Here is a 14,866-nt window from a genome sequence, read left to right on the forward strand (position 1 = left end):
TGTGGAAGATACGTAATCATTTTCCCCTCATGAATCACTGGATCGTCCCTTTGGTTGAAGGGATCTCATCTGGGGCTGCTTGATTGATCGCTACTGCTTCACCTAAAGCCCGCCCAAAGCCTTTAAAACAAGCTTCCACAATGTGGTGGCTGTTTTTGCCAGCGATTTGATGGAGATGGATCGTAGCACCTAATTCACGGGCAAAAGCAATGAAAAATTCTTCAACCAATTCCGTATCAAACTGCTGCCCGATTTTTTCGCTCGGTATCGCCAACTCTACGACTGCCATGCCACGACCGCTAATATCGATCGCTGTCATGACTAAGGCTTCGTCCATCGGCAGCAGCATACTGCCATAGCGTTTGATGCCTCGTCGCTCCCCAAGACTTTCTGAAAACGCTCGGCCAATGGCGATGGCTACGTCTTCTGTTGTGTGATGGGCATCTACTTCTGTATCACCATCACAGACCAACGTCAAATCAAAGCGACCGTGGCGGACAAATAATTCCAGCATGTGGTCTAAAAACCCCACACCAGTCTTGATTGATTGCTGACCAGTACCATCGATCGTCAACTGCAGGTGGATCTTGGTTTCAGTCGTATTGCGGGTAACTTCTGCTTTTCTCATTCCTTCACCTCTTCTATGATCGTTGTTAACACCGTCATCAATCGTTCCATCTGGGCCCTCGTTCCTACCGTGATCCGTAAATACTCTTTGATGCGGGGCTGATTAAACCAGCGGACGAAGATTTTCTGCTCTTTCAGTGCCTGATACAACTCTTCACCAGCAATCGCAGGGTGCCTTGCAAACAAAAAATTTCCTTGGCTGTCGGTCTGCTCAAAGCCGAGTTTCGCTAGGGCTTGCTTGCTCCACTCACGCACGTGGATCGTTGCTTGGATCTTCTCATCGACATACGCTTGTTCTTGCAAAACGGCTGCACCAGCGGCTTGGGTCAAACTATTGACATTGTAAGGATTCAAGCTAAATTTCAACCGATTCAAGTCTTGGATCAGTCCTTCATTAGCAACCGCAAAGCCTAGGCGTGCCCCTGCCAGCTGCCGAGATTTCGAAAACGTCCCCACAACCAAGAGATTTGGGTATTGATCGATCAAAGAAACCATTGAAGAGCCGCCAAAATCGAGATAGGCCTCATCGACAATCACTAAGCGATCGGGATGCCGTTTTAGAAAGGCACAAATTTCACTTTGTTCTTGATAAACCCCAGTCGGCGCATTGGGATTGGCAAAAATAACGGTCCCTTTGAGCGAATCGTAGTCCGTTAACGCAATCGAGAAATCTTCTTGCAGCGGAACAACGGTGGCAGCGACTTGGTACAAGGCACTATACACTTGATAAAACCCATAGGTCACATCGGGAAAGGCGATGCCGTTTTCCGTGAAGCCTTGAAAGAGATAGGACAAAACTTCGTCACTGCCATTACCGAGAAACAGCTGGGCTGGTGTAACGCCAAGATAAGCAGCCAGAGGGGTTGTCACCACTTCAGCAGCAGTATCCGAGTAACGATTCAGCTTGTGGGCGGCATCGGCAACCGCTGCTTGAACACTTGGCGCTGGCGGATAAGGACTTTCATTGGTGTTCAGTTTAATAACGGCTTGCTCGTCTACTTGTTCCCCTGGTGTATAAGGAGTCAGCTTGTGATACTTTTGATGTAAAAAGGTCATTTTTCTCCCTCTCTTCGTACATTGATCGAACGGGCATGGCCGATCAAGTCTTCGGTTTCTGCGAACAATGCTACGGCTGGACCAGCCGCCTTCATGGCTGCTTCTGGGTAATACAAGTAGCTGCTTTTCTTAATAAAATCATCCACTGATAACGGTGAGTAAAAACGGGCGGTCCCTTCCGTCGGTAGGGTATGATTTGGCCCAGCAAAATAATCTCCCAGCACTTCTGGTGTATGATGTCCTAAAAAGACACTGCCCGCATTTTCTACTTGTCCCAACAAAGCAAAAGGATCTGCCACTGCTAATTCAAGGTGTTCTGGGGCGATTTGATTGGCAATGGTAAGAGCTTCGGTCAAATCTTTGACTAGGATCAGCTTTCCGCTAGATTCAAGCGCTGCAGCAGCAATGTCTTTTCGGGGCAGTTCCTTCAGCTGCAAGTCAAGCTCTACTTGGACTTGTTCAATCAAGGCTGCTTCTGTTGTGACTAAGATGGCTTGCGCTAAGATATCATGCTCGGCTTGTGCCAAAAGATCCGCTGCCAGCCAGCGAGGATTTGCGCTGGCATCGGTGATGATCAGCACATCGCTGGGCCCTGCGATCATATCGATATCAACTTCGCCGTACACCATTTTTTTCGCTGTGGCGACATAAATATTTCCTGGTCCCACGATTTTGTCGACTTTGGGAATCGTTTCTGTCCCATAAGCCAATGCCGCTACGCCATGGGCACCACCGACTTTGTAGATTTCATCCACTCCAGCAACGGAAGCTGCCGCTAAGATAGCAGCTGGAACTTTTCCTTGGCTGTCCGTCGGTGTGATCATAACGATTTTTTTGACCCCGGCGATTTTTGCGGGCAGGACATCCATCAAAACCGTACTAGGATAAGCTGCTGTGCCGCCAGGAACGTAGACCCCGACTTTTGCTAGTGGCAAGACCCGCTGTCCCATCACAACGCCATTTTCCTTCGTCAAGACAAAGCCTTGCTGGACTTGCTTTTGATGAAATGCCAAAATGTTTTCCTTCGCCTGTTCCATCACCTCAAGCAGCTCAGGGGAGACGGCTTGGACAGCCGTTTCAACCTCCTCAAGACTGACGGTTAAGGAAGACAAGGTCACTTGATCGATTTCTTCAATTAATTGAAACAACGCCTGATCTCCTTGCTGCTGAACACGGGCAATGATTTGGGCGACAACGGTTGAAACATCCTTCGTTTCCGACTGTTTCCTTGCCACAATCGTTTCGATCGTATCTTTTTGGGTCGAAAAAATTCTCATAATTGCTCCCTCACCTTCTCAATCACTGTTTGAATGCGTTCTTGCTTGAAACGCCACGTGGCGTGGTTGATCACTAAACGCGCTGAAGACGGCGCGATGTCTTGGATCACTTCTAGATCATTTTCTTTTAGTGTCGTCCCCGTTTCGACGATGTCAACGATCACATCGGAGAGACCTAACAAAGGAGCCAATTCAATGGATCCATGCAGTTGGATCAATTCCACCGAGCGACCTAATCCTTGATAAAACTGGCGGGTGATCTGCGGATATTTTGTGGAGACCCGCAGCGGTCGGGAGAAATCTTCCTCGAAATCCGTACGCGCAGCTACTGCCAAACGGCAGACCCCCATATGCAAATCAAGAAATTCGATGACTTCTGCCTTGCTTTCCATTAAAATATCTTTGCCTACGACACCGATATCCGCCACTCCGTGCTCCACATAGATCGCCACATCGCTCGGCTTGACTAAGAAAAAGCGCAGCTTGTTTTCTTCATCACAAAAAATTAGTTGGCGATTGTCTTTGAAGACGCCTTGCGCAGCGACTCCAGCTTTCGTGAATAAATCGTATACGGCATCCCCCATGCGGCCTTTAGGTAGCGCAATGTTCAAATAGCCTGAACTTTCGTTGTCAGTCGGCAACTTTTGCCCTACATGATTGAGCTTCATACCAAAACCGATCGCCCCTTGCTCTTTGCCTTGGCGACTCATCAAGCGATCATAACGGCCGCCATATAAAATCGTCTCTCTTGCTTCTTCGATGAATCCTTGAAACAGCAAGCCACTGTAATAATCGGCATCATTTAAAATTGAAAAATCCAGCCTTATCCGAATGGAGGCTGACAGTTGTTCTTTTTGCAATGCTTGATACAGTTGTTTTAGTTCTGTTAAACCAGCTTGTGCTTGGGGATAATCAGCCATCAGCTCCTTGGCTTTTTGATACTTGGTTTCAAAATCACCTGACAAACGTACCAGTTTCGCCAATTTTTCAGCTTCTGTTGCTGACAAGCCAGCCTTTTCAGTCAGTGCATCCATGCCATGGGAACTCTTGTCCCGCAGGCAGTGCAGTACCTTTTGTCGATCCGCTTCGGGGAAGCGTTGGCAGATGCCATCCAAAATCCCCATATGAGACAGATCCAAGGTCCCTTTTCCCACCTGAGCCAAACTTTCCCAAGCCAGTTTTACAACCTCCAGTTGATCTTCCCATGTGATTTGGTCAATGAGCTCCAAACCGATTTGATCGATCTTTTGGTATTCCCCTGCTTGACGATCCTGTCGATAGACATCTTCCACATAATACACTCTGCGCGCTTCTCCAGAAGGTGTATTTTTGGCAATCGACAAGGTGACATCGGGTTTTAGCGCCATCGTCCTGCCATCCGTGCCTGTAAACGTGATGATGGAAGAACCACGCAAGAACTGATCACTTTGCTGATAGTTGCGATACTCTTCAAAATTGTTCGAGTGATAAGGTGAAAAATGATGCTGCGTATACAATTTTCTTAATTTCAGTTCGACTTGTTCGGCTGGTTTTAATACATTCCATAACTCTTCCACACTTATCACTCCTATTTCATGCCACTGATTCGGCTTTCTCACTGCTAAAGTCACGCTTTATCATCGATTCACCATCAGTTTTTCTAATAATACTAATGGTTTTGCCATAAATAAGCAATGGTATTTTTCGAAATATTCTGGAATTTTTAGTCGATTTCAAGAGAACATAGCGATGTCGTTTCTTTGTTGACGATTATTCCATCGAATCTGGAAGTCAGTTTTCCTTTCTTAATGAAGTAACTTAGTACTTGTGCATCCTCCATCACTTAGTTGCTCAACCATAAAAAAGTCCGAAATATACGACCATCTTGTTTCAGAAACTCGTTATCGATTACTCTATCTTTTGTACCGTACAAAGAATTGGCGCAAATGAAGCGATGATATGAAAATCACCCAAAACGTTCATTGTTGTACTTATCGCTTATATTACGGCACAAAAAACACACAGCAGAAGAATCAGAGAAAACAGCTAAATAGTACATGCTCTATAGCTTAATAAGGAGAGAAAAGTAAATGAACAAACTTATAGGAAAACAAATCTCATGGAACAACGCTTTACTAGGAACGGTCCTCGCAGGTATCGGTTTGGTCGGTCTTTTGTATGCCCCTGCCATCGTCAGCATCTTCTCATTGTCGATTGCCAGCTATTGGGCATTACGGCTAGTTTACGGTAAAGAAGCAGTCAAGCAGCTCTTTGGAAAACCCATCGCGCCAGTGAAGACGATCAGCAAGTATTTTCTTTTAAACATCCTGATCAGCTTTCTCGTTTCTCTCGTTTTGCAATACGGACTAAAGTGGGATCTTCACGGAAACCCTGTGAACGAAGGCTTTCAGTGGTTGACTCTGCTAGTTATTCCAATCATGTTACTTGGAGAAGAACTCTTTTCCATCTTCTTTTTAGCGATTTTTTCTAGTAAATGTACCTTGCCAGTTGCCAGCATCCTTTCCGCGATCATCTTTGGCTTGGTTCATTACAGCACTTATGACAACGGCAATGTTTTCCATACCTTGGTTCATATTCTTTTCATTCAAGGGGTGGCGCGCTTGCTATTTAACCAAGCTGCCATCAAGAGCAACTCGATCCTGACTAGTTGGGGCACACATGTCTTGTTCGACCTGTTTGCTATTTTAGTGGCTTATCTGACTGCTTGAGAAAAACGAAAAAGACTGATTCAATTGAAATCAGTCTTTTTTGATACAACAACTAGTTGCCTGAGTATTCCTCCCTGAAAGGAAGCATTGATCGCTTTTGTGCCTTTCACGAGGTTGGGTGTTTGTTCTATTCGCTGTGTTTCATAAGAAAATGTCCTTACTTTTTAAAGGGATCCTCTTTTACTTTCTCACAAATTTCTGCTTCACTGTACACCTTCATCAGCCGCTTGACTTCGCCTTCGATATTAAAACGCAGGGCTTCTGTCGCCTTCAGGTTTTTCAAAGCTTGTTCAAGATAACAAAAAAAGGTCGTTTCCTTCATTTACCCAGCCTCCTTGTCAATCGTTGGTTTTACAGGTCACTTTAACAACGTCGCTCAACTCCTGATCAATTCCTCTAGGAAACAAAAGAATTGTGCAGACATCTGCTTCTTAGTGGTTACACCAGACCGTGCTTTTGGAGTGCTTGCGCAATCCCGCCGTCTTCTGGACGAGCCGTCAGCTCGTCAGCTACTGCCAATAGCTATTCACAGGCATTGCCCATCGCAATTCCTGTCGCAACGGCTTCAAACATTTCGACATCATTATGGCCGTCACCAAACGCCAAGGTATCTTTGTTATCGATCCCTAGATGGTTCAAGAGAAAATCGATGGCTGTTTTCTTGTGGATATTCTTGATGCCGATCTCGCCACTGTCTTTGCCAAAAACAGGAACTGTACTGCGAATCATTTGGAATTGTTCGTGGTATTGGTCATGAACCTGTTCATAAGGAATGGAATGATTGATAAAGGAAACTTTGTTCACGTCATCGTAATCGATTTTCGCTTCGTCCTCAATCAGTAAATCAAGGAACCACTGAATAGTTTGAACGCGTTGTTTTCCTGCTTCACTTTCAACAGGCTCACCTGCTAAGACGATCTCAATCAACCGATTTCGTAAATTGGTACTTGCAAATAATCCTTGATTCGATTCCAAGTAATACTCGATTTGGTTTGCTTTTAAGAAATCGATCAGTCTTAATAAGGCTTCCTTTTCAAAAACTTTGTGCAAAATCACCTCATCGTGCACCTCGCAATAACCGCCGCCGGCACCAATCATTCCACTTAAAGGCAGTGCCAGTACATCTTCTGTGATTTCGGCTTTTGAACGACCTGTACACAAGAAAAACTCATGCCCCTTCTTATGTGCCGCTGTGATCGCTTGGCGAGCACTTTCTGGTACGTTTCCCGCATCATCGCACAATGTTCCATCTACATCTAAAAAGACAATTTTCTTCGTCATTTCATTCCTTCTTTCCTAACCCAATCAATAAAACGCTCACATGAACATATTTGCTGAATCCAAGATGTCACCATCAGCCGCTTGCTATTAGTATAACAAATCACAAGATAACCTCGCTAGACTATTTTACTGACTCATACATAAACACGCTCTCGTTTTTTCTCGATGCCCTTTATCCTTGATGATCGTCAAATGGCTTTCATTTGATCACTTTTAAGGTGACTTATCCTTTGCGTAGCTTACTCTTCACTTAAATAAATCAACCCCCATTTAGGTAGTTGGTTAGTTGCATGACCCGTAAGCTCGCGATAATAGTACCGTTTGTCATGCTTGATCATACTGATAATTTCCTCTTCCTTCATCCCCAGCTCTTGACATAAGTCAGTTTTGGTATTGGTCACAAGTTCCAGTAGAATTTGGATCTGTGCGTCCACAGCCAGAAGCGCTCGAAAGGTATCAAATAAGTTCTTTGTTCGATCATAGTAAATGTCTTCGAAGTCAACACAAAGTTCCTTATAATAAGTAAAAAGTTTCGGATAGGCTGTCAGTACCCCAGCGCTTAACAATACTTCCTTTGAATAAGACAGATAATCCTTCGGGTCATTTATTTTTTCTGATAACACAGAATCACTCCTTTCCATCCATGGCTTTTCTTCAATGATAGCATTGATCCCTCATTTGATCGTAATGATTTCCATCCTCGTTAGTTGCCCTTACATCCCTTCACATAAAACAAAGGCTTTATCTTCTAGTATTTCAAATCACATGAAATCCTTGGGTGGCATCCCTTTCTGCGCTCACCTCCAATGCATGATCTAAGAAAATCAGTTACTCTCATTATAGTTTTTTGTTTCTCCAAGCTTATAATTCCTTTTTGCTCTAGCAGAGGAATAAGAGAGAAAAATCCAGCGTACCAGCATTGCTGTATCAACAAGAAGAAAGATCAAAAGGAATCTATTTGCAGTGATTTTCCGATGATTACACGATCAACCAAAAGAACGAATGGAAATGAATGCTTTTAACCAATGCTGTGGCGCCTTCATTCCCACGACAGCACAAAAAACCAATGATCGCTGGTTTCGATCATTGGTCAAAGTTCTCAAATTGCATGTTGTAAAAGCACGATCTGTCCTTTCTTTTTGGATCATGCCAAGATATAAGCGAGGCTAAAACGTCCTCTTACACTGTGAGCACAAAAAAGGATCATGCATATAGAAAATCTAAAATCTCACGTGGCGCGTCTACCAAAGCATCTGGGTTTTCTTCAGAAAGCTTTTTCGGATCGTGGCTGCGCCACGTAACGGCGATCGTTTTGACACCCGCGGCTTTTCCCATTTGGATATCAAAAATAGCATCTCCTATCATGATCGTCTTTGTCGGGTCAAATTGATAGTGTGCCACGACTTTATTGATTCCTTCGGGATGAGGTTTGTAGTGGGTCACCGCATCAGAGCCGATGATTTCTTCAAAGAACGCGACAAGGTCCTGAGCAGCTAGGTTTCGTTTGACAACCGCTGTCTTCTTACTTGAAACGACGAAACAAGGTACCTTTCGTTTGTTTAAGATTTCTAAGACATGGGGAATTTCTGGAAATACTTTCAAGGTACTTTCTTCATAGGTTTGGTAATAGGCTCGGAAAATCCGAATCAATTCCGTTGCGGTTTCTTGATCTAATGGCTGTTCAGACATTTTAAAAAATGATTCTTCGATCGGTATCCCCATATAATGTTCAATGACTACTTCACTGGGTACTTTGAGTCCCATCTCTTTAAAAGCTGCTTTTGTCGCCTTCACACTACATTCTTTTGAATCCAATAAAGTTCCATCTAAATCAAATAGCACACATTCAACCTGCTTCACGATATTTCCTCCTCCAAAAGGTATTCCATCAATTTTCTACAAATGCTTTTTTCATTTACCCAGTATTTCTTTCCATTACTGATTATCTCTATTTTATCACTAAAAAAAAGCATTATCATATTTTTCCATAACCTTCTTCATTTATTGCTAATATACTTATATAAAAAACGACTCGCTTTGAACACAGAGTCGTTTCTACAAGATAGGCAAATTTACCTGAAGGCCTATTTATCAGGCATAAAAAGTTAAACCCATTTTTAGCTTTTTTATTGCAAGATATATCCTTTGCCCCAAGCGGTACGGACGCGTTTTTCAGTATAGTCGTATTCATCTAATTTCTCATTGATTCGTTTCGCCAAAATCGATAGCTGCGATTTTCGGGAATTCGTGCCGCCGTTGCCCCAAATTTTCCAGCAAAGGTCCTCTCGGTTGATAAATTGCTCTTCTGCTAGATTATTGAAAAAGATCTGTTCTTGCAGACTAAGAAATTTAGGGAACGATTCCTTCGTTACTGATGCCTTTTCTAACTTGCGAGTATTTGGTGGCAAAGCCGCCAAAAATTCTCTCAACTCGACAAATGACCGATTAAGATAGGTCGCATTTTCCGCTTTTTCCAGTATCATTTCTTGTTCGTCATTCCCTGGCAAGATTCGAACGATCCGCTGTTGATAATAAGGAGCCAATGTCTGATTGAGCAATAAAAATTCTGGATCAGCAATTGTTTCACTGACAAATAAACAGTCAAATAACTTGGCACTTTCTATCAACCATTCCTCCTCTTCGGTACTTCTGCCCACGAACACTTCATGGCTCAAAATCTGCAGCTCCCGCTGCAAATCAATCTCATATGATATATTTTTCGTCAATATGATAATTCTCATGATACACCCTACTTTCCTTTCTTATTTATTCAGAAATGAGTTGGAAATGATTTCTGAATACTTTATGTTGACATTATTACTTATTTTTATCAGCTTGAGGTGTCATTTTTTGTTCATAAATGGTGATCTGGTGTCATGTTTTAAAAAATAGATCGACTTTCATTTCATGGTTCATACTCTTCGATAGCCAATAAAAAAGCAACCTGTTAGCCAGATTGCTTTCTTGCCCTCACTACTCCCACTTCAAATCCAACAGCTCCAGCATTTCATGGTAGGCGGTTTCGATCCGCTGGCGCTTTTCTTCAGGGACATTTTTGGCATATTGCCCATCTGGCAGATAATTTTCGGCAAGGTAGACTTGAAAATCAAAGGCCTGCAAGACGCCGTATTCTGGATCATAATAGGTACGATCAGGGATCGGTTCTTTGGAGACCCAAGTCGGATGCATGGCAATCTTGCTTAAATAGGTCCGCTGCCCTTCTTTGGAGATTTCAACTTCTGGGATAACGCCTCGTTCGGTCCAATAGTTGTTATTGACGGTTTCATAACGTTGATTCGACAATAAGTTTCCCATTGAATAAATGATAAATTTCTTTTCACCGTCCTTTTCGATGATTTCGGTTGGTTCTGCTACATGCGGATGGCCGCCGAAGATAATATCAGCACCAAAATCGATCATCTTCCGATAAACAGTTTGTTGTTCTTCCGTTGGTTCTAAAGAATACTCGACACCAGACTGAGGCATCACGATGGTGATATCCGCCAAGCTTTCCGCTTCTTTGATCTCTGCTTCCACTTTATCTAACGACAAGTCTTTCAAATAGGTGTCATACTCTGCTTGAGTTAAGCTTTCTTCAAGGCCATTGAAGCCATAGGCATAGGCCAAGAGAGCAACTTTGATCCCGTTGACTTCTTTGACCAGGATTCCGCTATTGTCGACCGTGGCACCAATCGTTGCCAAGCCTTGGTCGTGAAAAGCAGCCGCCGTTGTTTTGATTCCTTCGATCCCTGTATCTAAAATATGGTTATGGGCAAGATCAATCACATCAAAGCCCGCGTCTTTGATACTGGCAACGGCATCGATAGGGGCGTTGAATAAGGGAAAACCGCCAAGCGGTTTATTAGGATTGATGGTTCCTTCAAAATCACCTAAAGCAAGGTCCGCCGATGCAATCAGCGGTTTGACTTGCTCAAAATCATTGTCAAAATCATAACGCTTCCCATCGTAAGCGCTTAAATAAACAGGTGTATGATAAAGCATATCGCCACTAGCTGTCACTGTGATGGTTTTTACTGCTGGCTTTGTTTCGGTAGAACTACTCGTTTCTTGCATTGGCTTTGTTGCCTTTGTCGTTTCTGCTGTATGACGCTGTTCGGGGATGCTTGTCACTTGAATCACTAGATAAATCACTCCAAGTATGATTGCCAGCAACGCTGTACTTACCCCCACAATGATCCGCTGGCGTTTCTGACGCTCCCGTCTTCGTTGTTGTCTCATGCCCTCACCCTTTCACTCTGCTTTATCAAAAACCTATCTTCGTTTACGTTCTAACGAGGTTCCCTGCTCCCTTTCCTGCGATCCCCACTAAATAATATCTTTTCATTAAATAATTATACTATATTTGAGATTCCTTTAATAGGTCATTTTGTAAAGAATAAAAAAACAGCCCGATCGTGATCGAACTGTTTTATTCGCTTCTGAGTTGTTTGATTCGCTTCTTTTATTCTTTTCTATAGTAGCTCTGACCTCAGAAATTTTTGCTTCCTGAAGCTATTTTCTACTTTGCTTCCTCATGCTTCACGGGACAACTGCTATGACAATCAGAACAATGATCCTTTTTCACCATGCGGTACACTACACGGGTGCCATAGCCAAAAATCAGGCCGCTTAGAATTATTGTAGCAATCATTTTTCGCCTCCTACGACTTGGATCAAGGGTACACTCCCGCGGAATGGTTTCTTCAACAGAGCAAATACCAATAGCCCAGCAATGAGGATTGCCGCGAAAACACCCAGCGTGAGGTGTCCGCCTTCAAAGACGACGTGCCCGAATTGGTAGACCAACAAGCTGGCGCAGTATGCCAAGCCGCATTGATAGCCAATGGCTAACCACGTCCACTTGCTGTCCCCCATTTCACGGTGGATCGCACCGATAGCAGCAAAACAAGGGGCACATAGTAAATTAAAGACGAGAAAAGAGTATGCCGCCACAGCAGTGTAATCGCCGCGCAACACTTGCCAAATCTCCGTCCCGCTTTCTGACAACTCCCCGGTTTGTCCGTAAAGGATCCCAAAGGTGCCGATCACATTTTCTTTGGCGACCAGGCCAGTGATCGTCGCCACGGCGCCTCGCCAGGTTCCCCAGCCTAGGGGAGCGAAAAGCGGCGCCAAAAGTCGTCCGAAAAAGGCCAAAATGCTTTGGTCTTCTGTGACCCGCTGCAAGGCAAAGCTGTAGCTGGAGGTAAACCAGACAAAGATACAAGCCACAAAAATTATCGTCCCGGCTTTTTTCACAAAAGCAATGGCTCGATCACAGGCACTTTTCAAAATCGTTGTGAGCTGCGGCAAGTGATACGCTGGCAGTTCCATAATGAATGGTGCCAGATCACCTGCAAATAAAGGCGTTTTTTTCAAGACGATCCCTGAAAAAATCACAGCACCCATGCCGACAAAATAGGCCGATGGGGCGACCCAACTATACTGAGGGAAAAAGGCTCCTGAAATCAATGCGATGATCGGCAATTTGGCAGAACAAGGCATGAAGGTCGTGACCATCACCGTCAACCGACGATCCTTTTCATTTTCAATCGTTCGGCTTGCCATCACGCCGGGCACCCCGCAACCGGTAGCGATCAACATGGGGATAAACGACTTGCCAGATAGACCAAACTTGCGAAACAGGCGGTCCATGACAAATGCCACCCGTGCCATGTATCCGCAGTCCTCCAAGATAGCCAAACAAAAAAACAGCACGAAGATCTGTGGCAAAAAGCCTAAGACCGCACCGACACCTGCCACGATGCCGTCTAAAATCAGTTCTTGCAGCCACTGGGCGACTTGCAGCTGTTCTAGCCAGTGCGCTGCTGTTTCGGGAATCCAGGTGCCAAATAATACATCATTGACCCAATCAGTACCAATCGTACCAATCGTCTGAATCGATAAATAGTAGATTCCCCACATAATGAAGGCAAAAATCGGTAGTGCCAATACGCGATGGGTCAACACACGGTCGATTTTGTCGCTGAAGGCTAAGTGCTGATCTGTTTCCTTGATGACTGCCAGCGCCAACAATTCTTCAATGAAGCCATAGCGCTCATTGACGAGAATGGCGTCACTGCTGTCTTTAAAGATCAGCTCTAAAATCGAAATCGTCTCCTGAAGGACTGCCTGCTGGGAATCAGTCAGTTTACACATCGTCTGAATCGCTTCATCTTTTTCAAAGAGTTTTATGGCAAACCAGCGTTTTTGCTGCTGAGGGATCGTCTCTGGCAAAATCGCCATGATCTCGGTCAAGCCAGCTTCTAGACGAGCATCGTAGCGGGGAGGAAGCGGTTGTGTATTGGCTACATGCTTCGCTGCCTCGATCATTTTGGTTAAGCCGCGTTGCTTCAAAGCACTGATCCCTACTACGGGAACCCCTAGACCGTAAGCCAGCTTTTCGAAATTGATCTGCAAGCCTTTTTTCTTTAATAGGTCGATCATGTTGATGGCTGCCACAGTCGGGACATTCATTTCTAATAATTGCAATGTTAGATACAGGTTGCGCTCCAGGTTGGTTCCATCGATAATATTGATCACCGCATCCAATGATGCTTCCATCAAATAATTGCGAGAAATCAGTTCTTCTGGTGTGTACGGCGACAAGGAATAGATCCCTGGTAGATCTTGGATCAATACTTGTCGGTCTTTTCGCAGTCGCCCCGCTTTTCGTTCCACGGTAACGCCTGGCCAATTCCCCACTGTTTGTTTGGCACCGGTCAATTGATTGAAGGTACTCGTTTTCCCGCTATTGGGATTTCCTGCTAATGCAAAGTGATAGATCATTACGCTTCGACTCCTTTTTCGACAAAAACCAACGCTGCTTCTTGCTTTCTCAAAGACAATTCATAGCCGCGGAGCCGAATCTCCATCGGATCACCCAAAGGAGCCAGCTTCACCACTTCCAAATGGACGTTTTTCGTAAGCCCCATATCCATCAATCGACGGCGCACCGCACCTTTGGCGGCGATCTGATTGACCTTCCCGCTTTCACCGACTTGTAGCTGATCCAAAGAGGTAATGATGGTTTGCTGCTGGGTTTCTGTGACATCGATTTGTTCCATGACCCGTTCATCTAAAGCGATCCGCGTCCCTTGGTGTAAAATGATGCCGCCTTTGCGATCTTTTTGTACCACAACGATTTCAACGCCCGTGCGAATACCAAGATCATTTAAATGAGCCGTGATTTCTTTGGTGGTTGCCAACGAGTCGATTTTGTATGTTCCAGAAGCCCGAGTTTGCGCCATTTTCATTGCTTCTTACTCCTTTTGTGAAGTGTTGTTATAATTAACCTACTTTAATTGAGAATGATTATCATTATAATAGAGCCATTTCCATAAGAAGTCAATCTGTTTTGGATCTCACTTTGAATCTTCCTTCACAATAAGGATTTTTTTTACTCATTTTGATTGCATATCCCCTGTATTAATTACGCAAAAACCTTGTAATTCTAAGTATTTTCCGCTTTTTTCCCTTGCATAAAAAACACGGAAACACTATAAATTGTGTATGTCGAATTCACAAGCACAAGATATAGTGTTTTTTCGTTGACTTTCTCCGAGACTTATTTATACTAGGTTTATAACTATTACAACTCGGAGGAAACAATTATGAATATCAAACTATTTTCGAAAAATAACTGCATGCAATGTAAAATGGCGAAACGCTTTTTAAGTGAAAATCAGATTGCCTTTGAAGAAATCAATATTGATAATGAGCCTGAAGCATTAGAATTTTTGAAAGAACAAGGATTCCAAAGTGTGCCAGTCATTACCTCTGATGCGCAAACGATCATCGGTTTCCGTCCAGATCAACTACGTCAATTAGCGAGCTAAGATTTTTCTCAATGTGATGCTTTTGAGGGATTTGTCAGTCGTCCAGACCGCAAGTCCTTTTTTATACGAACAAAACAAGAAA

At 43.9% G+C, this 14,866-nt stretch carries 14 protein-coding genes and 1 pseudogene; 2 read left to right on the forward strand and 13 right to left on the reverse strand.

Annotated elements, in window-relative coordinates:
• Positions 1–34: 34 nt before the first annotated feature.
• Genes hisB through hisG form a run of 4 tightly spaced genes read right to left on the reverse strand, consistent with a single transcriptional unit; the run spans position 35 to position 4,516 of the window.
• Positions 35–628, reverse strand: a complete 594-nt coding sequence (hisB, locus tag P0G38_RS13580) for an imidazoleglycerol-phosphate dehydratase HisB (protein ID WP_005225202.1) — start codon at positions 626–628, stop codon at positions 35–37.
• A complete protein-coding gene (gene hisC, locus P0G38_RS13585) occupies positions 625–1,683 on the reverse strand; it encodes a histidinol-phosphate transaminase (RefSeq protein ID WP_074536372.1) in 1,059 nt (352 codons plus the stop codon). Before hisC ends, hisB begins: the two co-directional genes overlap by 4 nt.
• A complete protein-coding gene (hisD, locus tag P0G38_RS13590; RefSeq protein ID WP_081343889.1) occupies positions 1,680–2,960 on the reverse strand; it encodes a histidinol dehydrogenase in 1,281 nt (426 codons plus the stop codon). The genes hisC and hisD overlap by 4 nt, the downstream gene beginning before the upstream one ends.
• On the reverse strand, positions 2,957–4,516 hold the full coding sequence (hisG, locus tag P0G38_RS13595; protein ID WP_074536370.1) for an ATP phosphoribosyltransferase: 1,560 nt from the start codon (positions 4,514–4,516) through the stop codon (positions 2,957–2,959). Before hisG ends, hisD begins: the two co-directional genes overlap by 4 nt.
• Before the next feature lie 513 nt (positions 4,517–5,029).
• Between hisG and P0G38_RS13600 the strand changes: the two genes are divergently transcribed.
• Positions 5,030–5,668, forward strand: a complete 639-nt coding sequence (locus P0G38_RS13600) for a CPBP family glutamic-type intramembrane protease (RefSeq protein ID WP_074536369.1) — start codon at positions 5,030–5,032, stop codon at positions 5,666–5,668.
• Between the two features lie 157 nt (positions 5,669–5,825).
• On the opposite strand, the gene P0G38_RS13605 is transcribed toward P0G38_RS13600, so the two are convergent.
• From P0G38_RS13605 to P0G38_RS13645, 9 genes and pseudogenes are all read right to left on the reverse strand, one after another.
• The gene (locus P0G38_RS13605) at positions 5,826–5,990 is read right to left on the reverse strand and encodes a hypothetical protein (RefSeq protein WP_164888623.1); all 165 of its coding nucleotides are present in this window, start codon (positions 5,988–5,990) and stop codon (positions 5,826–5,828) included.
• A 116-nt stretch (positions 5,991–6,106) separates the two neighbouring features.
• A pseudogene (locus tag P0G38_RS13610) lies at positions 6,107–6,949 on the reverse strand (Cof-type HAD-IIB family hydrolase).
• A gap of 239 nt (positions 6,950–7,188) precedes the next feature.
• On the reverse strand, positions 7,189–7,572 hold the full coding sequence (locus P0G38_RS13615) for a DUF7006 family protein (RefSeq protein ID WP_413131487.1): 384 nt from the start codon (positions 7,570–7,572) through the stop codon (positions 7,189–7,191).
• A gap of 580 nt (positions 7,573–8,152) precedes the next feature.
• Positions 8,153–8,809, reverse strand: a complete 657-nt coding sequence (locus tag P0G38_RS13620) for an HAD family hydrolase (protein ID WP_275852051.1) — start codon at positions 8,807–8,809, stop codon at positions 8,153–8,155.
• Positions 8,810–9,075: 266 nt separating this feature from the next.
• Positions 9,076–9,690, reverse strand: a complete 615-nt coding sequence (locus P0G38_RS13625; protein ID WP_005225192.1) for a hypothetical protein — start codon at positions 9,688–9,690, stop codon at positions 9,076–9,078.
• A 232-nt stretch (positions 9,691–9,922) separates the two neighbouring features.
• Positions 9,923–11,188 (reverse strand): CapA family protein, encoded by a 1,266-nt coding sequence (locus P0G38_RS13630; protein WP_074536365.1) that lies wholly within the window; start codon positions 11,186–11,188, stop codon positions 9,923–9,925.
• Positions 11,189–11,468: 280 nt separating this feature from the next.
• Positions 11,469–11,600 (reverse strand): hypothetical protein, encoded by a 132-nt coding sequence (locus P0G38_RS13635; RefSeq protein ID WP_010747544.1) that lies wholly within the window; start codon positions 11,598–11,600, stop codon positions 11,469–11,471.
• Positions 11,597–13,735 carry a ferrous iron transport protein B gene (gene feoB / locus P0G38_RS13640; protein WP_074536364.1) on the reverse strand — a complete coding sequence of 713 codons (2,139 nt, stop codon included), beginning with the start codon at positions 13,733–13,735 and terminating at the stop codon, positions 11,597–11,599. Before feoB ends, P0G38_RS13635 begins: the two co-directional genes overlap by 4 nt.
• Positions 13,735–14,202, reverse strand: a complete 468-nt coding sequence (locus tag P0G38_RS13645; RefSeq protein ID WP_060793026.1) for a FeoA family protein — start codon at positions 14,200–14,202, stop codon at positions 13,735–13,737. The genes feoB and P0G38_RS13645 overlap by 1 nt, the downstream gene beginning before the upstream one ends.
• 357 nt (positions 14,203–14,559) lie before the next feature.
• On the opposite strand from P0G38_RS13645, the gene nrdH reads away from it, so the two are divergent.
• The gene (gene nrdH, locus P0G38_RS13650; protein ID WP_005225182.1) at positions 14,560–14,784 is read left to right on the forward strand and encodes a glutaredoxin-like protein NrdH; all 225 of its coding nucleotides are present in this window, start codon (positions 14,560–14,562) and stop codon (positions 14,782–14,784) included.
• Positions 14,785–14,866 lie beyond the last annotated feature (82 nt).

Origin of the sequence: Enterococcus casseliflavus (assembly GCF_029215545.1) — a bacterium.
GTDB classification, from domain to species: domain Bacteria; phylum Bacillota; class Bacilli; order Lactobacillales; family Enterococcaceae; genus Enterococcus_D; species Enterococcus_D casseliflavus.